This is a genomic window from Serratia sp. JSRIV004 (genome assembly GCF_019968705.1).
Taxonomy (GTDB): domain Bacteria; phylum Pseudomonadota; class Gammaproteobacteria; order Enterobacterales; family Enterobacteriaceae; genus Chania; species Chania fonticola_B.
Genome location: NZ_CP074140.1, coordinates 2730650 through 2753518 on the forward strand (window position 1 = coordinate 2730650; position 22869 = coordinate 2753518).

General features: G+C 51.1%; 20 protein-coding genes and 1 pseudogene. 13 read left to right on the top strand and 8 right to left on the bottom strand.

What is annotated here, in order from left to right:
- Positions 1-10 precede the first annotated feature (10 nt).
- Positions 11-2050, top strand: coding sequence for a prophage tail fiber N-terminal domain-containing protein (locus tag KGP21_RS13110; protein ID WP_223538427.1), 2040 nt, complete (start codon positions 11-13; stop codon positions 2048-2050).
- 577 nt (positions 2051-2627) lie between these two features.
- Here KGP21_RS13110 and KGP21_RS13115 read toward each other — a convergent pair.
- Positions 2628-3176 (bottom strand): hypothetical protein, encoded by a 549-nt coding sequence (locus KGP21_RS13115; protein WP_223538428.1) that lies wholly within the window; start codon positions 3174-3176, stop codon positions 2628-2630.
- 169 nt (positions 3177-3345) lie between these two features.
- Here KGP21_RS13115 and KGP21_RS13120 point away from each other — a divergent pair.
- From KGP21_RS13120 to KGP21_RS13145, 6 genes and pseudogenes are all read left to right on the top strand, one after another.
- A pseudogene (locus KGP21_RS13120) lies at positions 3346-3522 on the top strand (isocitrate/isopropylmalate family dehydrogenase); the annotation flags it as partial.
- Positions 3523-4456: 934 nt separating this feature from the next.
- Positions 4457-4789, top strand: a complete 333-nt coding sequence (locus KGP21_RS13125) for a fimbrial protein (protein ID WP_021804665.1) — start codon at positions 4457-4459, stop codon at positions 4787-4789.
- Positions 4790-5427: 638 nt separating this feature from the next.
- Positions 5428-5973: a fimbrial protein gene (locus tag KGP21_RS13130; RefSeq protein ID WP_021804664.1), complete on the top strand. Its 546-nt coding sequence runs from the start codon at positions 5428-5430 to the stop codon at positions 5971-5973.
- Between the two features lie 58 nt (positions 5974-6031).
- Complete coding sequence (locus KGP21_RS13135; RefSeq protein ID WP_094981829.1) at positions 6032-6736, top strand: fimbria/pilus periplasmic chaperone; 705 nt, start codon at positions 6032-6034, stop codon at positions 6734-6736.
- Positions 6737-6811: 75 nt separating this feature from the next.
- Positions 6812-9391 carry a fimbria/pilus outer membrane usher protein gene (locus KGP21_RS13140; protein WP_223538429.1) on the top strand — a complete coding sequence of 860 codons (2580 nt, stop codon included), beginning with the start codon at positions 6812-6814 and terminating at the stop codon, positions 9389-9391.
- Positions 9392-9405: 14 nt separating this feature from the next.
- Positions 9406-9993 (top strand): AAA family ATPase, encoded by a 588-nt coding sequence (locus tag KGP21_RS13145; protein WP_166734812.1) that lies wholly within the window; start codon positions 9406-9408, stop codon positions 9991-9993.
- Between the two features lie 286 nt (positions 9994-10279).
- Here KGP21_RS13145 and KGP21_RS13150 read toward each other — a convergent pair whose 3' ends face one another.
- Positions 10280-10441, bottom strand: a complete 162-nt coding sequence (locus KGP21_RS13150; RefSeq protein WP_021178250.1) for a YnfU family zinc-binding protein — start codon at positions 10439-10441, stop codon at positions 10280-10282.
- A gap of 536 nt (positions 10442-10977) precedes the next feature.
- Here KGP21_RS13150 and KGP21_RS13155 point away from each other — a divergent pair.
- Complete coding sequence (locus KGP21_RS13155; protein WP_021804652.1) at positions 10978-11607, top strand: LysE family translocator; 630 nt, start codon at positions 10978-10980, stop codon at positions 11605-11607.
- Positions 11608-11664: 57 nt separating this feature from the next.
- Here KGP21_RS13155 and KGP21_RS13160 read toward each other — a convergent pair whose 3' ends face one another.
- The 5 genes from KGP21_RS13160 to puuD form a co-directional block, all read right to left on the bottom strand.
- A complete protein-coding gene (locus KGP21_RS13160; RefSeq protein WP_051363671.1) occupies positions 11665-12312 on the bottom strand; it encodes a winged helix-turn-helix domain-containing protein in 648 nt (215 codons plus the stop codon).
- Positions 12313-12651: 339 nt separating this feature from the next.
- Entirely contained in the window at positions 12652-13932 is a 1281-nt protein-coding gene (locus KGP21_RS13165) for an FAD-binding oxidoreductase (RefSeq protein WP_223538430.1), read from the bottom strand.
- A gap of 10 nt (positions 13933-13942) precedes the next feature.
- A complete protein-coding gene (gene puuC, locus KGP21_RS13170) occupies positions 13943-15439 on the bottom strand; it encodes an aldehyde dehydrogenase PuuC (RefSeq protein ID WP_021804649.1) in 1497 nt (498 codons plus the stop codon).
- A gap of 15 nt (positions 15440-15454) precedes the next feature.
- Positions 15455-16012 (bottom strand): HTH-type transcriptional regulator PuuR, encoded by a 558-nt coding sequence (gene puuR, locus KGP21_RS13175; RefSeq protein WP_021804648.1) that lies wholly within the window; start codon positions 16010-16012, stop codon positions 15455-15457.
- Positions 16009-16770, bottom strand: a complete 762-nt coding sequence (puuD, locus tag KGP21_RS13180) for a gamma-glutamyl-gamma-aminobutyrate hydrolase (protein ID WP_021178244.1) — start codon at positions 16768-16770, stop codon at positions 16009-16011. The genes puuR and puuD overlap by 4 nt, the downstream gene beginning before the upstream one ends.
- Before the next feature lie 236 nt (positions 16771-17006).
- On the opposite strand from puuD, the gene KGP21_RS13185 reads away from it, so the two are divergent.
- The 5 genes from KGP21_RS13185 to KGP21_RS13205 all read left to right on the top strand — a co-directional run bounded on the left by KGP21_RS13185 (position 17007) and on the right by KGP21_RS13205 (position 22535).
- The gene (locus KGP21_RS13185; RefSeq protein ID WP_021804647.1) at positions 17007-18425 is read left to right on the top strand and encodes a glutamine synthetase family protein; all 1419 of its coding nucleotides are present in this window, start codon (positions 17007-17009) and stop codon (positions 18423-18425) included.
- Between the two features lie 127 nt (positions 18426-18552).
- Positions 18553-19923, top strand: coding sequence for an APC family permease (locus KGP21_RS13190; RefSeq protein ID WP_021804646.1), 1371 nt, complete (start codon positions 18553-18555; stop codon positions 19921-19923).
- Between the two features lie 92 nt (positions 19924-20015).
- Entirely contained in the window at positions 20016-20909 is an 894-nt protein-coding gene (yddG, locus tag KGP21_RS13195; RefSeq protein WP_021804645.1) for an aromatic amino acid DMT transporter YddG, read from the top strand.
- An 85-nt stretch (positions 20910-20994) separates the two neighbouring features.
- Positions 20995-21267, top strand: coding sequence for a hypothetical protein (locus KGP21_RS13200; RefSeq protein WP_021178240.1), 273 nt, complete (start codon positions 20995-20997; stop codon positions 21265-21267).
- A gap of 389 nt (positions 21268-21656) precedes the next feature.
- Entirely contained in the window at positions 21657-22535 is an 879-nt protein-coding gene (locus KGP21_RS13205; protein WP_021804643.1) for a nucleoside-specific channel-forming protein Tsx, read from the top strand.
- 61 nt (positions 22536-22596) lie between these two features.
- Here KGP21_RS13205 and KGP21_RS13210 read toward each other — a convergent pair whose 3' ends face one another.
- Positions 22597-22770 (bottom strand): hypothetical protein, encoded by a 174-nt coding sequence (locus KGP21_RS13210; protein WP_021178238.1) that lies wholly within the window; start codon positions 22768-22770, stop codon positions 22597-22599.
- Positions 22771-22869 lie beyond the last annotated feature (99 nt).

Genomic DNA, 22869 nt, shown 5'->3' on the forward strand with positions numbered 1-22869 from the left:
TAGCCTATCTATGTATTATTACATCTCTTTTCTAAGGGGTGCCAACAATGTCATTCACATGGCGTTATTTTATTTGGAGAATAAAATCATGGCAGTAATTAGTGGTGTATTAAAAGGCCCAATGGGTGATGCGCTGGAAGGCGTTGTAATCGAGCTGCGCGCTTTAAGAACCTCGGCCACGGTAATTACTCAAGAGCGCTCCAACTCTGTGACGAATGCTACAGGGCGCTATACATTAACTGTAGAACCTGGTGACTATGATGTTTTCATCAGCGCATTCGGTCGCCTGCCGGAGAAGCGCGGCAGTATTTCGGTTAAGGTAAACTCCCAGACAGGGACGCTAAACGATTTCCTTCTAATCCCAGGCGAGAGCGACCTTAACCCGGCGATTGTGGCGACAGTAGACCAGATGCGGGTAGCGGCATCGGCATCAGCTGCGGCCGCAAAGACCAGCGAGAATAACGCGGCTGCAGCAATGACGAACGCACTGAGTAAAGTTGATACAGCAGAGCAGCGTGTTGTCGGCCCGGTCTTATTCTCTAGACCGACCCGGCTAACATCAGGCGCAGCTGGCCCATTAATTCCAGACAGCCAAGGTACTTGGGCATTGTGGGGCCGCGCAGCAGGAAGGGGTAGCACGGATTTTGTAAATCACAGAGGGAACGGATCCGGGGGGTATTGGTTTTATGATACTGATGGGACCACTATAACAGCACTTACGTATATTAATAACCTTGGTGATTTGACTACAATTGGCACGTTAACATCTACTGGTGACCAGACAATAAAAGCTACCGCTGCCACATCTAATCTTTCATTGCGTTTATGTGATAGTCAAGGGAGGGAAAAGAGTGCCATTTATGCCCAGACGGATACTGGAGTAATAAATATTCGCTGGAGCGGTACATCATATGTAATACAGGGACGAGCCGATGGTTTTGTATCAACACCAAAGGGAACACTGGTATCAAATGCCCACCCGACTGCTCAAACGGTTGTTGATGCTGTGGAAGGGGGGATTAATAACGCCCCATTTACGTTCCGTGGTTCCGATAGTGCTCAATTTGCCAGCCCGAGCAACTATAGTGTTGGCACGTGGTATGGATTTTCAGTTGTACCGACTTCAACTCAGGCTACATTGGGAGCGGGTGTGACACGTGGCCAACCGGTATTTTATGTTAATGCTAGAACAGGTACAGCTCACGTTCTGAATAATATTTATATTGGCTCTGCGCCTGTAATCAAAGTTGGCGATTTTGGAGTGGGCGGGACAACGCCAGTGACATATTCCGACCTGACAAATACGGGGCAGAATATGTTTTATAACACGCCTGCAAATACGGCGGGGGCAGCCAGCAATGTGGCATCTGCAGGAATTATTGGCGGTTACGATGGCGGCTCTCGCTGGCAACTCGGATGGGAACAGGGCGCTTTAAAAGTAGCCCTAGCTACCCGTGTTCGGGTTTCTGCTGGAACATGGAGTCCGTGGTATGCAATGTGGCATGCAGGTAACACTACAGTAGACGCCAACGGTTTTATCAAGAAAGCCTCCCCGATCGTGAAGCTATTCGGTACCGGCGAGAGCGAGCTGAACGACGAAAGCCAGGGTGTGATAACTGAGCGAGTTTCCGAAGGCGTCTATCGTATCTCTGGCACTCTTGGCTTTAATGCTGATGCAGAGTGGGGCGGGGTGGATGGCGGTATCGAAATCCCGACAGACCGCAATAAGCTGCCGCTGGTCTGGGTTGATTACGAAGTTGATGAAACCGGTGACCTGCTGATCAAGACGTTCCACCGGGTCAACTCTACCGCGCCGAAGTTCGCCCAGAACGTCAAAGTCGGATACAAGGAAGGTCAGCCGATCGACATCCCTGCCGGTCGCTGGATTGATCTGCGTGTCGAGATGCCTGGCTGCGATGAGCCAGAGTATGAGCCGATACCGGAGGGCGAGGAAGTGCCGGAAGTCACCCCGGAGGTAACAGAGCCGGAGGGTGGCGAAGAACAGGCGCCAGGTGAAACGCCTGCACCGATCGAAGAGCATAAGGAGTAGTAAGAAGGCCGGGAGAAATCCCGGTCATATATCTTTCTTTGCTGATCAGTATCCTATCATTCACCAACCAAATCGATCTTCACACAATGATTATGTCATGCTTATACTGTATGCATGAACAGTTGTTTTGTGAGGGTTGTATGGGTTGCAAAGACGGGGATTATGACATCCTCTATCGTGGGGAAACGCGAGATTACATTCCACCCGGTAGAGTGATGTTCATTCAGCGGCCAAAGGAATGTGGCGGTGGTTACTGGCTGGGGAAAGCATACGATAATGCTTTTATCTTTGAGATAGAGAGGCCAGTGTCACTTAGTGAGGGGATTGACTACATCATGATCCTTCGGAGCGTTGAAAGGCATGCTGATGAGTTTGATGATAACTTCACGCTTTTTTGATTTTGAACGTCGCGAAAATGGCTTTTATGTCGGCAGTTTTACCATCATTTTACCATCGTTTTACCATTGCCAAATTCCAGGCATAAAAAAACCAACCATAAGTGGTTGGTTTCTCTATCGAATATTGGTCGGCATGAGAGGATTCGAACCTCCGACCCCCGACACCCCATGACGGAGAGCTATGATGGGGCCAAAGTACGAAGGTATATGGCCTGTTCTCCGCAATCCCCATGAATCCAAAACTCGATGTTTCCCAATGCAGTACCATCTTTAAGAAGATCGTTGTAATTTTTAGAGATTTTTTCGATGAGATCTTCGCTGATGTCAGGGCCGAAAAGCAAGAATATTGCTCTTTCATATCCTGCATTTAAGGTAAAGCGCGACAAGTTAACAAGATCTTTTTTTACTCCTGTATGACTAAAAGTCGCTGACTTCACTTCGATCACTGTATCGTTGGTCATGGTGTCAGGAATATGTATGAGGAAATCAGGGATAGGCTCGGAGCCTATCAGCCCCTTCAAGTGGTGATGAGCAGCTTTATCAATCTCACCAGAAAGAATTTTCTGTTCGTCTTGGGGCCATCTTGAGCGTAATTGATGGTAAAGCTCATAGCAGTAATGCCTTTCACGCAATACAGATGTTCCGCCAAATACTGGAAGATTAAAATAAGCAGAGCCGATGGCTTGAGTTGCCCCTTCAAAAATTTCATTAAACCAATGCATTTTCATCAACTTTTGTTTTGTCCATCCTTGAAATTATGTCAACTCCACGTCGCGGAGTGGTTATCAAAACTTGAAATCAATATAACAAAAACAGATAGTTAGTGGAACCCTGATAAGTGCTATTTGGCTTTGTTAAACGCTTCTTTATCTTTTAAATTCATGAGGTTGAAGCCATTCTCTATATATATTGCTGCGTCATATGGGCTGGTTCGAAGCTGCTGACCTGATCGTTAAGGGCATGGAAGGCGCTATCGCTGCCAAGACCGTGACTTACGATTTCGAACGTCTGATGGAAGGCGCTAAACTGCTGAAATGTTCAGAGTTTGGCGACGCTATCGTTAAACACATGTAAGTGTGTTTTAGCGTTTGATGATAACGGGAGCTTATGGCTCCCGTTTGTTTTTTCCCCTTCAAAAAATCTTCTGCAAAACTGTATGAAAAAAAGCCAAAACTCGATGTTGGATCAGTTAACTGCAGTTCGAATGTTCCGCTTTTTCTTGGCAATACTTGATCTACCATTTTGACGAATCTATTCCAACCATACCCATTTGCTATTGCCAGTCTTTGCATCGTTATTATTGAGTGCAGATGTTGAGCTAACATTGGATTATGGCCAAGCAATGGCGTGCAGGTATGAGCGGTATAAGCGGGCTTGATTGCACAGTTTGCCCTGGTTGATGAAACTGCATGGCGTAGAGGATGAGGTAACCGCGTTCTTAGATATCTTGGTGATTGAAGCGACGGCGCTTTCGGTTATTCATGAGAAATGAAGGGGAAAGTTATAGGAAAGCTAATTCTTACAAGGATATGGCATTATTTTTACCTCCTCAGTAGTCTACTTGTTGGTTTTGTTAGCAATGATATCCTGTTACTCTTTAGCCTAAAATATTGAAGGGATAGGGACATGAAAAGGCTACTTCTGACGTTAGGAGTGATAACTCTCACAGGGTGCGTTAACCCCTACACTTATAGAGAAGATCAAGAGATTGTCGCCTCTTTTACGACATCTAACGGAGTTCAGGAGACGCAGGAATGTATCTTGGTTGCGTGGCAAAGTAATATGACTGGGGGAGGAGCTGTTACATCACAGAAAACAGGGAAGTACTACAGCATTATTTCGATAGCGGATAATGCAGATGTCTATAGTGATGGCGGCATAACCAAGATTGATTTCTACTCGCTGAGAGGTTCACTGGACCCGTGGCGAGGAGTAAAAAAACGAACAGAAGGAATAAAATCCTGTCTATAACCACCTTCGGGTGGTTTTTTTACGCCTGGAGAAAAGCATGAGTGACATTGTAAGTATTGCTCTGCGTGTCGATACCAGCAACTTGCAGAGAGGAAACAGTGAGCTGGATAAATTCCAGCAAAAAAGCGTTGGCGCGGAGGGAAAGGATGGTCGTCTTGGCATTACAGGTACGGCTAGCGGTGCCAGTGTTGCTTTGACCGATGGTTCAGGAAATGTGCTTGAGCTGGGAAAACCCAGCAAAAACTTTTCGCTCCAGAATGGTAATAACACCCTTCCTTTTACCGTTTACCTTCAGGGAGATGGTGTGCCGGGAAATATTCAAGCGGGTGATTATCAGGCTATGGCTGGTTTCATGCTGAAATTCCAATAACTAAAAATTCACTATTGAGTATCGGGAGCCTTATGGCTCCCGTTTGTTTTCCTCAAAAACAGATCAGCAGCCAAACGCCGATGAGCTTTACCTTTGCTGCAGAGCAGTAAGTAACTTATGGGTAAGCGAAGCTATCTGCGTATCGCTGCCAAAATCCATTTTATTGGTTTTTTGTTATATATCAATTTGTTGCATGGTTTTCTTATATGGAATTGCAGTGCTGTTAGAACAATAGAGAAATCCGGTCTTTCATATAAGAACGTTGTTTAATCTATTGATTTTAATGGTAATAAATGTTTTACCCTGCATTTTATACTACTTCACTAAGAATATTCTGTTCTTGGCGATAATATTTATCCCAACAGCAAGGCAGTATGCAACACCGAACGAATGATTCGTGATGGGGTAAGGGATAAAGGTTCGCTGAAAAGGCTTTCAACACGGAACTACCATTCATTGATATCTTGTGAATGTATTTCTATTTGATTTTATTGCACCAGTTATTGTCCTGCATTTTCAATGCTGTGTTATTGCCGATATGTACTCGTCATATTTATAGAGTTATGTATTGCATAAATATACCCACATTTTTGTGGGTAACCTATTAGTTTAATGACGTAAGGTCACTAGGAATAAATATGAAAAAATTAACAGTTGTAGCTTCCCTGGTTGCGGTATTTGGTTCAGTGGGTCTGGCTCAGGCCGCTTCTACCGGTACCATCACCTTCAACGGTGAACTGACCGCCAACACCTGTGATGTCGTAGTCGATGGTCAGACGGCAGACGCCACTGTCGTGCTGCCAACCGTTGGCACCAGCCAGTTGAACGGCGCGACCCAAACCGCTGGTGAAACGGGTTTCGTGATGGCACTGAACAACTGTTCAGGCACATTGCAGACTGCCTCAGCCTTCTTTGAAGCGGGTGCTTCGGTAGATTCCGTTACTGGGCGCCTGAAAAATCTGACAGGCACGGCTTCAAACGTCAGTCTGCAACTGCTGGATGCGTCCAGCACGTCTCGGGCAGTGATCGAGGCCGGTAACGCGAACCAGGTGACCAACACCACTTATCAAGATGTTACTAGCGGTAGCGCTACCCTGCCTTATGCAGTGCGTTATTATGCTGAAGGAGCCACTACTGCTGGCACCGTGATCAGCAATGTAGTCTATTCTATTCAGTATCAATAAGCAGTTTTAGAAGGGGGGAGTCATCCCCCTTTATCTCCCGTTGGGTTAGGAGTTTTTTATGAAACTTTTTCCTCTAAATACTGCGCGTCAGGTTTGCACTCTTGCCGCGATTGCCCTTTTCAGTGGCAGCAGCCTGGCCAGCGTGGTACTCACCGGAACTCGTGTGATTTATCCGTCGGACGCCAAAGAAGTCAGCGTCAAAATCAATAATGTCGGTCCCTCGCCGGTACTGCTGCAGAGCTGGATAGATAATGGCGATCCCAATGCCAAACCTGCGGCAATCAAAGTTCCCTTTGTACTGACTCCACCCATGAACCGGGTTGAGCAGGGTAAGGGCCAGACACTACGTATCAGCTATGCTGGCGGAAGCTTGCCAATGGATAAGGAATCGGTGTTCTGGCTGAATGTGCTGGAAGTTCCGGCCAAGAGCGAAGCCAAAACGAACGAAAACCGTCTGCAAATGGCTTTCCGTACCCGGATCAAGCTGTTCTATCGTCCGGCGGGCCTGCAAGGCAATGCCAATGATGCTTCTAAAGCGGTAACTTGGAACACGCAAGGCGGCAAAGTACAGGCAACCAATCCCACGCCGTTTTATGTCAACTTTGTGAACCTGTCAGTCAACGGCAAAAAACTCGATAACGCCATGGTGGCACCGCGCTCAAGCATGGTGTTGAATCTGGCTGGCAATGGGGGCAACAAAATCAGTGGGAGTGTTGTTAATGACTATGGTGCGGTCAACCCCTTCGATGCTGTAATAAAGTAACATAATAATATCTATCACTATTTTTATATTTAAGTCTTAGTGATAGACCCGGTATCAAGCTCTTGAGGGGGCGGGATGTCAAAATTTTTGCGCTACGCTATTCGTGAGCCGTTCGCCTCTTTTGCGGTAGCGGCGTTATCGATTTTTGTGGCGGGAAGTGTCAACGCGGCAACTGAAAACGCACCGCAAACCAGTGCCAAGAGCCTGGAGTTCGACTCGTCTTTTTTGAACGTTGATGACGTTCAGTCGGTCGATCTCAGCCGTTTCGCTGAAGGCGCCTCAGGGTTGCCCGGAATTTACAAAACCGCGCTGTATGTTAACGATCAACTGATCAGTAATACCGATATTGAATTCAAGTCTCGGGCCGATAAGTCGGTCTATCCCTGCTTGACCAGCGACATTATTAGAAATATTGCGTTCAACTACGAAAAACTGCCCGCCGACTTTTTAAAACAGCAGTCTAGCGGCGCCCTATGTATGGATCTGCAAAATAAGCTTCCTGAAGCCCAGGTGAATTTCGACAGTAATGAACAACGCCTGGATATCATTATCCCTCAGATTTACATGCTCAATATTGCCCGGGGCACAGTGAGCCCGGAATTATGGGACAGCGGTATCCCGGCGTTCCTGCTTGGTTACAACGTTAATGGTTACACCAGCGAATCGCACGGCAACACCTTTAACTCGCTGTTCGCCGGGGTGAACGCCGGGCTGAACGTGGGGGCTTGGTATTTGCGTCACAACGGCTCTTATAGCCAGATGAGTGACGGGCCCAGCCAATACAGCAGTATTAATACCTATTTACAGCGCGACATTCCGCTACTGAAAGGGCGAATGTTGCTGGGGGAATCGAATACTACCGGGCAATTGTTTGATACCTTGCCTTTTACCGGGGCTCAACTGGCCAGCGACGAGCGGATGTTACCGGAATCCCTGCGTGGCTATGCGCCGGAAATCCGGGGGATCGCCCGCACCAATGCTCGGGTGACCGTGACTCAGGGGGGCCAGGTTTTATATGAAACCACAGTGACGCCGGGGGAGTTCCTGATTAATGACCTTTACCCGACCGGTTACGGTGGCGATCTTGTGGTTACCGTGCGTGAGTCCGATGGCACCGAACAGACTTTCAGTGTGCCTTATGCTTCGGTGGCACAACTGCTGCGCCCGGGGTCATCGCGCTATTCCGTCACTGCGGGTCAATTGCGTAGCGAAAACCTGCGTGATGAACCGACTCTATTCCAGGGTACTTATCAATATGGCCTGACCAATGCCATTACCGGCTATGGTGGCTTGCAAATCAGCCAGGATTACTATGCGGTGCAGGTAGGGGCGGCATTGGGGATCCCTATCGGGGCACTGGCCTTTGACGTCACTCAGGCTGGCACGAAACTGGGTGATAGCACCGATGCGAACGGGCGGAGCCAGCCAGGCGGCACCCTAAGCGGGCAGCGTTACCAACTGAGCTACAGCAAGCTTATCAGCGAAACCAACAGCAACCTTTCGGCGGTCTTCCATCGCTCTTCTTCCCAAAACTACCTGGATTTTCTGACTGCCGCGCAAACCCGTGATGCGGCAGAACAGGGGAATTTTCTGGACTCCATATCACGAGTCAAAAACCGCCTGACGCTGACCGCCGGGCAAGGCTTGCCGGATAACTGGGGGCAACTGTATGTCAGTGGCTCAGTGCAGGATTACTGGAATCAGGATGGCAGCGACATACAGTATCAGGTGGGGTATAACAACCGCTATAAGAGCCTGTCATACGGCATCAGTGCCAACCGCAGTCACTCAAGCATCGGGCAGATGCAAACTAACTACCTGCTAAGCTTCAGCTTGCCACTGGGCCGGAATGACGAACTCCACACGCCACAGCTGAGAATGGACCTGTCTCATGACAGCAGTGGGCGTTATGGCCAGCAGGCCACGGTATCTGGTACCTCCGGCGTGGAGAATCAGTTCAGTTATGGCATAACCGCGATGAACGCCAACCAGGGGATGGGGACCAGCGGTTCGGTGAATGGCAACTACCGCAGCCGCGTCAGCGCACTGAGTGGAACCTACAGCACCGGGAAAGGCTACCAGAGCGGCTCTGCCGGTATGACAGGGACGGTGATCGCCCACGCAGGAGGGATCACCTTTACTCCCTACACCTCAGACACCTTTGCCCTGGTAGAGGCCAAGGGAGCAGAAGGGGCCAGCGTGTCGTCGTATCCTGGGGTGAACGTTAACTCCCGCGGCTATGCAATGGTGCCTTACCTGAATCCCTACCAGATGAACGAAATCAGTATTGATCCGAAAGGCACCGCAGCGGATGTTGAGTTGGATAACACCAGCCAGAAAGTTGCACCGTATTCCGGGGCAGTGGTGAAATTGAAATACAACACTAAACAAGGGACGGCGATTCTGGTGAATGCGACCTATCAGGGGGAACCGGTACCGTTCGGCGCCGATATCTTTGATAGTAAAGGCAACAATGTGGGTTCAGTGGGGCAAGGTGGGCAAATGTATGCTCGTGTAGCGGAAGACAAAGGAGAGCTGATTGTGAAATGGGGCGCCGGTAGTGAAATGCAATGTACTGTGGGGTATATGCTGATGCCGCAGGCAAAAAACAGTCCCGTTTCGGCGATCCAGGTCTTCGATTCAGTTTGCCAATAGGGCTAAATAGTTTAATGGCCAGAATACTTAAAAATCAGCCCCCGGTGACGCCGAAAATAAACAGAATACACATTTTGGGTGCCTCTGGAGTGGGGACGACATCGATCGCAAGACGATTGGCTGAACGAATTGATTGCCAACATTTTGATTCCGATGATTTCTATTGGCGCAACACATCGTCGCCCTATACCGTGGTGTATGAAACTCAAGAAAGACAACGGCGCCTGTCAACTGCATTGGCATCCCACAGACAGTGGATACTGAGTGGCTCGCTATGTGGCTGGGGCGACATGTTTATCCCATTCTTTGAGCTTGTGGTCTACGTATACGTAGAAAATGAAACTCGTCTTGAACGTATCCGCCACAGAGAGTCAATGAGATTCGGGGATGCCATTTTACCCGGCGGTGATCAATATGAGCGCTACAGGGAGTTTGTTGAATGGGCTGCAGCGTATGAGACATCAATTGACGTCAGTAGAAATGCTGTCCGGCATCAGCAATGGCTGGAAAAAGTAAACTGCCCCATTGTTATGGTCATCAACCACAGAACAGTTGACGATGCGGTGAATGACATTATGGCTCATATGCGGATGGGAAACTGATGGTAGTTTAGAAGCAGTGCTTTTATTCCAACCGAGTTGAGCGTCAGAGGCTGGGAGTTCATACTCACGGTGTAAGCCACACTGGAAATCTCGGGATAAATTCCTAAATGAAGAGGGTAGGCATAACCCACTCTCTATACATGAATATAATGGCCGTGTTTGCCATATCCATTCAAACAACGTTCCGAAGTCCCATGTGGTCTTTGCCGCTATCGAGCCCATTGATAGCGGTTTATTTGCAGCCACTCCCGCCTATCTCAGCCGACGCAGTTCGTTCTTGGCACTCTCAATCTTCGCGTTTACGGAAATAATGTCCACAGTGGGGGCAGATCAGCGTGACGTTTTTTTTCACCTTGCTGCGATTTTGCGGCGAACTTTTTGCGCATTCAGGGCAGGTGACATCAACGGGGGCGTCACCGAATAGCTTAAAAGCATCAAAGAAAGACATCTTTTTCACCGGGTAGAGGTAGGAGGAGTTCAGTGTACCTTTATCGCTCGGTGATAGCTCCACATAGATTGGTAAACCACTGGTAGAGACGAAGCTAGCCGCACGCTAAAAAGGGAGTAACAAGTGGGATGACGGGTCAGGGGGAAGAAAAAAGCCCCGCAAAAAATGAGGGGCAAACACAACAACACCAGGGAAATCATTGATGATTAATCTGCTATTACTATATGTTTTTTGAGACGAGAGTTCATCAATAAATTGCTGCATTATTGCAACATTATAGTTAATTAATTTGTATACATTTGGCTTTATTCATACGTTTTGTGAATTTGTTCGCTATTTGTGAGCAATAAGTCCGCATGCTGGTTGTTTTTTGTTGAATTGATGGCTTGGGGGATGGTTTCTTGCTCCATCACTCCGTTCCGGACAGAATGTGACTTGAATCACATCGGCCAGATCCCCTATATTCCCCACCATAACGAAGTTGTCGTGTTGCGATGCAGCGGCGCAGAGAGTTTTACATTTGTCCGGAGTTGTTGATGGAGTTAACTACGCTTTTGCTTTACGTGATTGCCGTCAGTGCGGTTATGGTGACGCCTGGCCCGTCCATGCTGTTGGCGCTAAACAATGGTGCAATCCACGGTATGCGTATTGCCAGTTACGGTTTCCTGGGGGCGGTATTGGCCGATCTGTTGCTGATCGGCGCCGTCGGTTGCGGACTAGGGGCGTTGTTGCAGGCCTCTGAGCAGTTGTTTGCCGTGGTGAAATGGGGTGGTGCGTTATATCTGGTCTACCTGGCCTGGGTGCTGTGGCGAGCGCCGGTAAAGGCGTTGGCGGTAAACGCTAGCGCCGCCGCTGCGACCGGGAAAACGGCATTCCTGCGTTCCCTGATGGTCGGTTTGTCCAACCCTAAGGGCCTGCTGTTTTTCTCGGCCTTTCTGCCGCAGTTTATTCAGCCAGAAAAGCCGATCGCCATGCAATACCTGATCCTGGCATTGGTCAGCGCGATGATCGACTGCGTGATGATGACGATCTATGCCTACGGCGGCCGCCATGCGATGCGGAAATTCTCGGCGAACGTGATGCGCTGGGTAAACCGTAGCTGTGCCGGCATGCTTGGCGTATTGGCCGTAGGTGTTGCGCTTTATCGGCGTAGCGATGTGAGCTAGAGCCTATCGGTTAAATCAGCGGGCGCAGCATACTGCGCCGCTACTTGGCGAGAATGTCTAGAGTTTCAGGGAGCTTACCAGCTCCCTTTTTAATAGGTGACTGCCTGTGTTAGCAAAAGAGGACAGCTTAGGCATATGACCTACTGACGGATCTGCAGTTAACTCGCAGCCCGGATTGTTCCACGTCATAGCGGTATAGTTCGCATCTGATTGGTAGTAGTGCTGGTAGATGTGAAATATATGCACCACGGTAGTCACCGTTAATATAATCACCAACGCAATTAAAACGTAAGTGATTTTAATTTTGCTCAGAAAATTCTTTTTCTCTTTACGAGGTAATTCAGGCTCGCCCTGATTAATTGCGATCTCTTCAATGGCGACATCACTAGCTATTCTTAACCCTACTTTTGGTATGGTTTCTATGATGTTTTTATCAATACCCATGCTCTTGATGATCCGCCGTAGCGTGCTCAGGCATTGGTTGAGATTATTATTGCTGGCCTGTAGACCGTAATCATCCCACACTTTTTGCAGAAGCACTTCTCTCTCAACAATTTCTCCTTTATTTTTAATAAGAAAGGAGAAAAGTCGAGCTGCAGACGAGGAAATAGTGACGATTTCTTCCTGAAGTTCCTGATGATAAAAACCGACGCTATTCGGGCAGAAAAGGACATCTCCTTCGATGAGATATTGAGGCTTTGTCATGCTGATTCACTCCATGTCAGACAGTGTAATTAACTTAATTAACGTTAATCCTAAGTCTTATAATATTGTTTTTTTGTCGGTAGAGCAACAAAGAAGCAATATAAAATATAGTGTAACCAGCAAATTTCAGTTTAAAATCCGCTCTATTTCGTAACGGCAGTTATTAATATTAAGTAAATGGCCTGTAAAATATTAACCGGTATTTAATAAAAATTAAGATCGCTAACTTACTGATAATTTTGCTAAACAAAGGTTCTAACTAGTCCGACCTCTAAGAATCAGCCTAGTTAGAAAAATGTATCAATTTAAGTAACAGATTTGTGCGGAGGCAGCGATGAATTAAACCCCAATTCGATCGCGCAGAGTGTAGTAGGCAGCACCAATGGCGGTGAAGGGGATTTGCAGGTTACGGCCGCCAAAGAACGGCAGGTGCGGCAGTTTGGCAAAGGCGTCAAAACGTTCGGCATCGCCACGCATCAGCTCTGCTATCAGCTTGCCCGCCAGATGGGTGCAGGTCACGCCGTGCCCGCTGTAGCCTTGCATGTAGTAGACATTGTTTTCCAACCGACCAAACTGCGGCATGCGTGATAGCGTCAGCAAGAAATTGCCGGTCCAGCGATAATCAATGCGTACGCCTTTCAGTTGCGGGAAAGTTTTCAGCAGCTTGGGGCGGATCAGGTTGTCGATATCATCCGGATCCCGGGCGCCATAGACCACACCACCGCCGTACAGCAGCCGGTTATCACCGGTTAAACGGTAATAATCCAGTAGGTAATTGCAATCTTCCACGCAATAGTTTTGTGGGATCAGTGAGGCTGCCACTTCTGGAGCCAAGGGCTCGGTGGTGACCACTTGAGTCCCGCACGGCATACTACGTTTGGCCAGCCTTGGCTCCAGTTTATCGCCTAGATAGGCGTTCCCGGCCACGATCACGTAACGAGCGGTGACTTGGCCGTTGGCGGTGCTGACCACTGCTGGCTCTCCGTGACGGATATTGGTGACTGCGGACTGTTCGAATATCCGTCCTCCTTGCAGGCGAATGGCCTCGGCCTCGCCCAATGCCAGGTTGAGCGGGTGGATATGGCCGCCGCTGTGATCGAGTAACGCGCCAACATAGCGATCGCTGCTGACCTCCCGGCGGATACGGTCGGCATCCAGCAGTTCAAGTTGCGTATTGCCGTAACGCTCCCAGTGCTGCTTTTGTTCGATCAGCGCGTGGTACTGCTTATTGTTAAGCGCGGCGAAGATCCCGCCGGGGCGATAGTCACAGTCAATGGCATAGCGCTTGATACGGCTGCGGATAATCTCTGCACCTTCAAACATCATGCTACCCAGCAGCTTGGCGCTTTCTGCACCGTAACGGCTTTCGATCACGTCGATGTCGCGGCTGTAGGAGTTGACCAGTTGGCCACCGTTGCGGCCGCTAGCACCAAAGCCGATACGGGCAGACTCCAGCACTACCACGTTATAACCGGCTTCGACCAGAAACAGCGCCGATGACAGGCCAGTGTAGCCCCCCCCCACGATACAGACGTCACAGTCGATCGATTCATTCAACTGCGGATAAGGCTGATGGTCATTGACCGTTGCCGCATAGTAGCTTTTTACGTGTTCAGTCATCATCAATTCCTTATTCCAGTGAAATCCAGGTGGTTTTCAGTTCGGTAAATTTATCCAGCGCATGCAGCGATTTATCGCGGCCGTTACCGCTTTGCTTGTAGCCGCCGAACGGTACGGTCATATCGCCGTCGTTGTAGTTGTTGACGAACACGGTGCCCGCTTTCAACTGGCGGGCCATGCGGTGTGCCCGTGACAGATCGCGGGTCCAGACGGCCGCACCCAACCCATATTCGCTATCGTTGGCTAATGCGAGTGCCTGTTGCTCACCGTTGAAGGTCGTGACGGCCAAGACAGGGCCAAAAATCTCGTCCCGCGCGACGTGCATCGCGTTATCCACTTGAGTGAGAATAGTAGGGCCGAGATAGCCGTGATGATCGCCTTGCGGATGAGCTCGCCCATCAAGGAACAGCGAGGCTCCCTGGCTCAAACCCTGTTCGATATAGCCGGTGACTTTTTCACAGTGCTGTTGGTCGATCAGCGTACCCATCAGCGTTTGCGGATCGAGCGGATTGCCCGGTGCGAAGGCCGCTGCATGCCGCTGCAATGCCTGTAAAAACGCCTGCTGAATACTTTCCTCTACCAGCAGGCGCGTACCGGCAATGCACACCTGGCCCTGGTTATAAAAGATCCCGGCCGCCGCGCCTTGCGCCGCCTTATCCAGGTCCGGGCAGTCGGCGAAGATAATGTTGGCGCTCTTGCCACCGGCCTCCAGCCACACGCGCTTCATGTTGGATTCACCGGCGTACTTCATCAACTGCTTGGCCACCTGGGTGGAGCCGGTAAAGGTGAGAGCGTCAACGTCGTTATGCAGTGCCAACGCCTTGCCCGCATCGTGGCCGAAACCAGGAATAATGTTCAGGACGCCATCGGGTAATCCTGCCTGCTGTGCCAAAGCGCCTAGATAAACCGCGGTGAGCGGTGATTTTTCCGAGGGTTTAAGCACTACGCTGTTACCGGCCGCCAGCGCCGGGCCTAACTTCCAGCAGGCTAACAGCAGCGGAAAGTTCCACGGCACGATGGCACCCACCACGCCGATGGGCTCCCGCTGGATGAGGGCGAGCGCATCATGGCCGGTTGGGGCAATTTCGCCATACACCTTGTCGATGGCTTCGGCGTACCAGCGGATACAGCGGATCGCCCCTGGGATATCGTCGCGCAGGCTGTGGCGGATGGGCTTGCCGGTATCCAGCGTTTCCAGCAGTGCCAGTTCTTCGCTGTGTTGTTCCATCAAGCTGGCGAGTTTGAACAACGTTGCCTTGCGTTTGGCAGGGGAGGCTTGCGACCAGTCGCCGCGTTCAAACACCTCGCGAGCCGCCTTGACGGCCAAATCGATATCAATGTGGCTGCCACGGGCCATCTGTACCAGTTCACGAGCCCCGGCAGGATCCTGAATGCTAAAGGTTTCCCCTTCTGCCGACGGGAGGTAGCGGCCATTGATAAACAGCCGGTTTTCAATCTTCAGGGCCTGTGCCCGTTGTTGCCAATATTCCAGGTGGTGGAAGTCCATACCTTGCTCCGTTAATCAGAATGTCGTCGGCGTATGTGCGCTGATAATTCGGCAAATGCGCGCCGAGGTGTTGCTGAAACTATGGGGGATCGCGGTGTTGATGGCGTAGCTCTGGCCTGCCCGTAGGTGAAAGCTTTGCCCGTTGACCTGCAGCATCACTTCGCCTTCCAGCAGGGTGCCAATCTCTTCCCCCTGATGTTTGAGCCGTTCACCGGTGGTGGTGCCCGGATCGTAGGTTTCGATCATCATTGCCAGGGTGCGGTTGGGATCGCCGTTGTGGATCAGCTTCATCGAAACCCCCTGGCTGCCGATTTCGATCAGATGGTCATGGTCGATCACGATCTGCGGCTCATTCGGCTGTTCCGGTTCGGTAAAGAAAGCCGATAGCGACAGCCCATACACAGTCAGCAGCTTTTGCAGCGTACTGATGGCCGGGCTGACCTTGTCCTGTTCAATGGTGCTGATGGCGCTGTGCGTCAAGCCAGACAGTTCGGCTACCCGGCGCTGTGATAGCCCTAACTGCTGGCGGATCTGCGACAAGCGTTTCCCCGGAGCCAAGCTGACGTCGCTCATAGGCGTTTTTCCTTCTGATAGTGCTGACAGGCGTTAATAAATCCTTCGAACAGCAGACGGGACAGGGCGTATTCATCGCTGTTCCATTCAGGATGCCACTGCACCCCTAAGGCAAAGGGCTGATCGCGAATGCTGAGGGCTTCCACCAGGCCGTCGGCGGCATAGGCTTCAACACGCACGCTTGGGCCGAGGGTTTTGGCTCCTTGGCCGTGCAGGGAATTCACCCAGAATCGGTGGCAATCCGGCAGCAGCTGCGCCAGCAATCCTCCGTCTTGCACGGTAACTTCATGAGCCGGGGCATATTGCTGCTCCAGCGGCAGATCGTGATCTTCACGGTGCTCGAGTAGCTCGGGTTGTTCATATAAACGACGGTGTAGCGTACCTTGCGTCGCGACCACCAGCTCTTGCATACCGCGGCAAATGGCGAAAAGGGGGATGCGCCTGCTCAGTGCCTGGCCGATCAGCGCCAGGCTCAATTCATCGCGCCCAGGATCGGCGTCAGGCTCATCGCCGTTTTCACCATAAAGGTGCGGCTGCACATTACTGGGGCTACCCGGCAGCAGGATGCCGTCGAGGTGGGGCAGCAACTCTGCCAGCATTTCCGGCTCTGCCAGCGCGTGCGGCAGGGCGATCGGTAATCCTCCGGCAGCTAACACTGCATTTAGGTACTTTTCTTGCAAGGTCTGGGTGAGGTGCTGGTTTAACCTATACCTGCACATCACGACGCCGACGATTGGTCTGTTAAATATATTGCCCATGCTATCCCCTACAGGTTGTTCGAAATTATGACCGATAAGCCGTTTAATCGCCTTTTTTGTTCAATATTCACTAAATCTAGCAGTCGAATGGCCAATATTCAAACCAAAATTAACACTTGCAAAACATTTTTGTTGCATCTATGTTTCATTGGTGGACATTATATTGAGCAAGATGGTCAAAACATCGAAGCCAGTAAGTGTGAGAACCACAGACCAAACATAACGGCGGGTGAAACATGCAAACCAACATCGTAGAAGTCGAAAACTTTGTGCAACATAATGAAGAAAGGCGAAGTAGCACGTTCCAGCGCGAAGTGAAGAAGTATCTGGAACGTTATCCGTTAACCCAGCATATCGACGTGCTGCTGACCGATCTCAACGGCAGCTTCCGCGGCAAGCGCATTCCGGTGAGCGGGTTGGGTAAACTGGAGAAGGGCTGTTACTTCCCAGCCTCGGTGTTCGCGATGGATATTCTTGGCAACGTGGTGGAAGAGGCGGGTTTGGGGCAGGACATGGGTGAGCCGGACCATATTTGTGTGCCGGTAGCCGGAACCCTGACGCCATCGGCGGCCGATCCGCAATATCTGGGCCAGGTACTGCTCACCATGCTGGATGAAGATGGTACTCCCTTTGACGTTGAACCGCGCAATGTGCTGAACCGAGTGTGGCAGCGTTTGCGTCAGCGCGGGTTATTCCCCGTAGTAGCGGTAGAGTTGGAGTTCTATCTCATCGATCGCCAACGCGATCCGGAAGGTTATTTGCAACCCCCTTGCGCCCCCGGCACCCAGGAGCGTAACACCCAGAGCCAGGTCTATTCGGTAGATAACCTCAACCACTTTGCCGACGTGCTGAGCGAAATCGACGAACTGGCTCGCCTGCAAGGGCTCCCGGCCGACGGTGCGGTAGCGGAAGCGTCACCGGGCCAGTTTGAGGTTAATCTACATCACACCAATGATGTATTGCAGGCCTGTGACCATGCCCTGGCGTTAAAGCGGCTGGTACGCATGGTGGCAGAGAAACACCATATGCATGCAACCTTCATGGCTAAGCCTTACGAGGAACATGCGGGCAGCGGTATGCATGTGCATATCAGCATGCTGGACAAGCAAGGTAACAACGTCTTTGCCGATGCGGATGGCGAAGATTCCGCGCTGTTGAAGCAGGCGCTGGCTGGCATGATCGCCTTGATGCCTGCCTCTATGGCGCTGCTGGCTCCTAACGTTAATGCTTACCGCCGCTTCCAGGCGGGGATGTACGTTCCTACCCAGGCATCCTGGGGCCATAACAACCGCACCGTAGCGTTACGTATTCCCTGTGGCGATCGCGACAGCCACCGCGTGGAGTATCGCGTGGCGGGTGCCGATGCCAACCCTTATCTGGTGATGGCAACCATTCTGGCCGGGATTGTCTACGGCCTCGACACTCAGTTACCGCTGCTTGAGCCAGTCACCGGCAACGGGCTGGAGCAAGAGGGGCTACCTTTCCCGATCCGCCAGAGCGATGCGCTGTATGAGTTCGAACACCAGCCGGTGCTCAATGCGCTGCTGGGCGAACGTTTCAGCCACGTCTATCTGGCCTGTAAGACCGATGAGCTGCAGCAGTTTGAGCGGCTGATCACCGAAACCGAAATCGAGTGGATGCTGAAAAACGCCTGACGTCCTCAGCCCGATCCTACCGCGCGCCGGCGCATTCCCGCGGGCTACCTGTGGCCTGGCGAAGCCGTGCGCGACGGTGATGACTTCTTCCAACTTGGCGTACAGGACGCCGGTGAGGAATAACCCAATGACGATAAGTGCCATCGACGATAATGGCGCGGGCAAACCGCAACTGCGCAAGACATTGAAACTGTGGCAAGTGGTGATGATGGGCCTGGCCTATCTGACGCCAATGACGGTGTTTGACACCTTCGGTATCGTTTCTGGCGTGACAGACGGGCACGTTCCGGCGTCCTACCTGTTGGCATTGGCCGGGGTGCTGTTTACCGCCATCAGCTATGGCAAGCTGGTGCGCCAGTTCCCGACCTCGGGCTCGGCTTACACCTACGCGCAAAAGGCTATCAACCCGCACGTGGGGTTCCTCGTTGGCTGGTCATCGCTGCTGGATTACCTGTTTTTGCCGATGATCAATACGCTATTGGCCAAAATTTATCTTACGGCCCTGTTCCCAGAGGTTCCGCCGTGGGTCTGGGTGGTAGGCTTTGTGATCCTGATCACCGCGATCAATCTGAAAAGCGTCAGCCTGGTGGCAAACTTCAACACCCTGTTTGTGGTGGCGCAGGTGGCGATTATCGTGGTGTTTATCTTCCTGGTGGTACGAGGGTTGCACAATGGCGAAGGGGTTGGCCAGGTGTGGAGTCTGCAACCCTTTATCAGTGAAAACGCCCATTTATTGCCGATTATTACCGGCGCCACCATCCTGTGCTTTTCGTTTCTGGGTTTTGACGCCGTCACTACGCTGTGTGAAGAAACGCCCGATGCCGCCCGTGTGATCCCGCGCGCTATTTTCCTTACTGCACTCTATGGTGGGGTGATCTTTATCACCGTGTCGTTCTTTATTCAGCTGTTCTTCCCGACGCTGGAGCGTTTCAAACAGCCTGATGCGGCACTGCCGGAAATCGCGCTGTATGTGGGCGGCAAGCTGTTCCAGTCGATCTTCCTGTGCATCACCTTTATCAACACCCTGGCTTCTGGCCTGGCTTCCCATGCCAGCGTGTCCAGGCTGCTGTATGTGATGGGGCGCGACAATGTGTTCCCGGAAAAATTCTTTGGTTACGTGCATCCTAAATGGCGCACGCCAGCGCTTAACGTGCTGCTGGTTGGTCTGGTGGCGTTATCGGCATTATCCTTCGACTTGGTGACGGCGACCGCCCTGATCAACTTTGGCGCGCTGGTGGCCTTTACCTTCGTCAACCTTTCGGTGATCAGCCACTTCTATATTCGACAAGGGCGCAACAAGAGCTGGAAAGACCGCTTCCATTACCTGATCCTGCCGCTGGTGGGTGCGTTGACGGTAGGGATCTTGTGGCTGAACCTGGAAAAAAGCTCCCTGACCATGGGGCTGCTGTGGGCGGCGCTCGGGTTTGGCTATCTAGCCTATCTTACCCGTCGTTTCCGCCAGCCGCCGCCGCAGTTGGAGCGCCAACCTCAGCAGTAAATGCATGGGCGCAACGTTGCGCCCTTTCTTTTTCCCTGGTAGGGCAGTAGAGTAAAAAATCGTATAAAAATAACCAATTGGATCCTACGCTAATGCCTCCGTTGTCTGCTTCCCATAAAGCTACCTTGCTCGGCCTGCTGGCCATTGTGTTATGGAGCAGCGTGGTTGGCCTGATCCGCAGCGTCAGCGAAGGGTTGGGGGCGGTCGGCGGGGCGGCGATGATCTATAGCGTGGGCACGCTGTTTCTGCTGGGGGTGATGGGCATTCCCAAGCTGCGCGAGTTCCGCCGTTCCTATCTGATCCTCGGCAGTCTGCTGTTTGTGCTGTATGAGATTTGCCTCTCGCTGTCGCTGGGCTATGCCAACAACCGTATGCAGGCCATTGAGCTGGGGATGATCAACTACCTTTGGCCCTGTTTTACCGTGTTGATGGCCATTCTGTTCAATGGGCAAAAGGCCAAATGGTGGGTGGTGCCTGGTTTGTTACTTTCCCTGTTCGGGATTGGCTGGATCATGAGTGGCAGCGGCGGTTGGTCACCGGCACAAATGCTGGCCAACGTGCGCAGTAATCCGTTGAGTTACGGGCTGGCATTCAGCGGTGCGGTGATTTGGGCCATCTATTGCAACGTGACCAAGAGGATCGCCCAGGGCAAAAACGCGGTAGTGCTGTTTATCTCGCTGACCGCGCTGGCGCTGTGGCTGATATATCCTTTCAGTAATGAAAGCGGCATGCACTTTAGCCTGCCGGTTGTGGTGGCATTGCTGTGCGTGGGGACGGCGATGGGGGCTGGCTATGCCGCTTGGAACGTCGGGATCCTGCATGGCAATATGACGCTGCTGGCGACCGTATCTTACTTTACCCCGGTATTGTCATCGGTGTTTGCCGCCGTGGTACTCAGCACCGCGCTGACCCTCAACTTCTGGCAAGGGGTGATGATGGTCACGCTAGGATCGCTGATTTGCTGGCGGGCCACCCGCGCCGACTGAGGCCTATTTTTTACCTGCGCAGGCGGCAGAATAATGAATTTCGAGCTAATCTCAAGGTAAGTGTTCTGCCAGAAGGAACGGGAAAATGAGAAAAGATATTCAATTTATTCAGCAGCCAGCGCTTAATGGTCACAGTTTCAGCACTGGTGATATCGTTCGCCTGACCACCGCTAACCTACCGCATGAATACCAGTTGGATGTGATGATCCTGCGCCGTGACGATAAGCTGATCCACGGCTCGGTAGTCGTGGCCTCGCCGAAAGTCGATATCCCGGTCAGCCAGTGGGAAATTGCCACGGGTGATGAGGTGATATTCCGGCAAGAGAACATTGCCAAGGCCGTACCCGGAGCCCGCTGACAAAACAACCGGTTCGCCATCCAAGGGGACGTATCCCGTGCCCGCCTGCCACTAAGCCGACATAAGCGTCGGCTTTTTTACGCGCTTTTTAACCCCAGGTTAAAATTTGGTGTTGTACACCAAGACACCAAAAATCGTCATTTGAAACTTATCGACATGATGAAAATCACATCAAAAATGTTTTGTACTGCAATTTATTTTAAAAAATGAGAACGCAATCGATTACGCGATGGTAAAATGCCTGACTGGATCACAGATTATTACAGTGAGAGCTTTCTATAATGCGCACGGCTAACGGCAATAGGTAACCGTTCGTTTACAGCAGGCGTCGCCAGACACATATCATTCCAACGGGCAGGGAATTGGCCCACTCAGCATGTGGTAATAAAATGAAGAAAATAGCTCTCGCAGCAGGTGTGCTTCTTTCCGCGTCTTTCAGCCCCGCTTCCATGGCGGCAGAAAGCAAAGACAGCCAGTATCTTTCAGACTGGTGGCATCAGAGTGTCAACGTAGTAGGCAGCTACCATACCCGCTTCGGGCCGCAGCTGAACAATGACGTGTATCTGGAGTATGAAGCCTTTGCCAAGAAAGACTGGCTGGATTTCTATGGCTACGTGGATGTGCCAAAGTTCTTCGGCACCGGTAACACGCCAAACCGTGGTATCTGGGATAAAGGTTCACCGCTGTTTATGGAGATCGAACCGCGCTTCTCCATCGACAAACTGACCGGCACCAACCTGGGCTTTGGGCCGTTCAAAGAGTGGTATTTTGCCAACAACTACATTTACGACATGGGGCGTAACAACGCCTCCCGTCAAAGCACCTGGTATATGGGCCTAGGTACCGATATCGAAACCGGTCTGCCGATGAGCCTGTCGATGAACATTTATGCCAAATACCAATGGCAGAACTATGGTGCATCCAACGAGAACAGCTGGGACGGCTATCGCTTCAAGGTGAAATATTTTGTGCCGTTGACCGAAATGTGGGGCGGCAACCTGAGCTATATCGGTTTCACCAACTTTGACTTTGATTCCGATCTGGGCAGCGACAACTTCGTGGTGGATGGCCGTCAGGCACGTACCAGCAACTCTATCGCCTCCAGCCACATTTTGGCGCTGAACTACGATCACTGGCATTACTCCTTCGTGGCACGTTACTTCCATAACGGTGGTCAATGGAATGATGGGGTGGACATCGGTACGCCGCAGGGGCCAATCAAGTCTACCGGCTGGGGTTACTACCTGGTTGCCGGTTATAACTTCTGATTTTTCGTGGTATCAGAAACAGGAAACCCCGCGTTGGCGGGGTTTTTTTTCATCATTATGGCTAACTTTCCGCGGGTAAATGTTTAACCGGCATAACCAATTTACCCTTGATAACGTAGCACTCATTGTCGATCCACTTGAGGATTTGCTCACGGCTGACACCTTCAAATTGCGCATAGCGATAAATATCACCATTGAAGTGCAGCTGGATGTACTCCATCAACGTCATGTGCATGGTTATAACTCCTAAACGCCCAGAAATAGCGGTTTCGCCACGCTGAGTGGTTGAGCTTTTCAAGGCCTAAAGGTAAATTATTCGCAACAAAACAGCAAC

Excerpts from the sequence above, each read along its gene's own strand:
- KGP21_RS13210 (WP_021178238.1), bottom strand. The coding sequence starts at position 22,770 with ATGCACATGACGTTGATGGAGTACATCCAGCTGCACTTCAATGGTGAT.
- KGP21_RS13160 (WP_051363671.1), bottom strand. The coding sequence starts at position 12,312 with ATGACAAAGCCTCAATATCTCATCGAAGGAGATGTCCTTTTCTGCCCG.
- KGP21_RS13130 (WP_021804664.1), top strand. The coding sequence starts at position 5,428 with ATGAAAAAATTAACAGTTGTAGCTTCCCTGGTTGCGGTATTTGGTTCA.
- KGP21_RS13115 (WP_223538428.1), bottom strand. The coding sequence starts at position 3,176 with ATGAAAATGCATTGGTTTAATGAAATTTTTGAAGGGGCAACTCAAGCC.
- puuC (WP_021804649.1), bottom strand. The coding sequence starts at position 15,439 with ATGGACTTCCACCACCTGGAATATTGGCAACAACGGGCACAGGCCCTG.
- KGP21_RS13190 (WP_021804646.1), top strand. The coding sequence starts at position 18,553 with ATGACGATAAGTGCCATCGACGATAATGGCGCGGGCAAACCGCAACTG.
- KGP21_RS13200 (WP_021178240.1), top strand. The coding sequence starts at position 20,995 with ATGAGAAAAGATATTCAATTTATTCAGCAGCCAGCGCTTAATGGTCAC.
- KGP21_RS13150 (WP_021178250.1), bottom strand. The coding sequence starts at position 10,441 with ATGTCTTTCTTTGATGCTTTTAAGCTATTCGGTGACGCCCCCGTTGAT.
- puuR (WP_021804648.1), bottom strand. The coding sequence starts at position 16,012 with ATGAGCGACGTCAGCTTGGCTCCGGGGAAACGCTTGTCGCAGATCCGC.
- KGP21_RS13185 (WP_021804647.1), top strand. The coding sequence starts at position 17,007 with ATGCAAACCAACATCGTAGAAGTCGAAAACTTTGTGCAACATAATGAA.
- KGP21_RS13155 (WP_021804652.1), top strand. The coding sequence starts at position 10,978 with ATGGAGTTAACTACGCTTTTGCTTTACGTGATTGCCGTCAGTGCGGTT.
- KGP21_RS13135 (WP_094981829.1), top strand. The coding sequence starts at position 6,032 with ATGAAACTTTTTCCTCTAAATACTGCGCGTCAGGTTTGCACTCTTGCC.
- yddG (WP_021804645.1), top strand. The coding sequence starts at position 20,016 with ATGCCTCCGTTGTCTGCTTCCCATAAAGCTACCTTGCTCGGCCTGCTG.
- KGP21_RS13165 (WP_223538430.1), bottom strand. The coding sequence starts at position 13,932 with ATGACTGAACACGTAAAAAGCTACTATGCGGCAACGGTCAATGACCAT.
- puuD (WP_021178244.1), bottom strand. The coding sequence starts at position 16,770 with ATGGGCAATATATTTAACAGACCAATCGTCGGCGTCGTGATGTGCAGG.
- KGP21_RS13145 (WP_166734812.1), top strand. The coding sequence starts at position 9,406 with ATGGCCAGAATACTTAAAAATCAGCCCCCGGTGACGCCGAAAATAAAC.
- KGP21_RS13125 (WP_021804665.1), top strand. The coding sequence starts at position 4,457 with ATGAGTGACATTGTAAGTATTGCTCTGCGTGTCGATACCAGCAACTTG.
- KGP21_RS13140 (WP_223538429.1), top strand. The coding sequence starts at position 6,812 with ATGTCAAAATTTTTGCGCTACGCTATTCGTGAGCCGTTCGCCTCTTTT.
- KGP21_RS13205 (WP_021804643.1), top strand. The coding sequence starts at position 21,657 with ATGAAGAAAATAGCTCTCGCAGCAGGTGTGCTTCTTTCCGCGTCTTTC.
- KGP21_RS13110 (WP_223538427.1), top strand. The coding sequence starts at position 11 with ATGTATTATTACATCTCTTTTCTAAGGGGTGCCAACAATGTCATTCAC.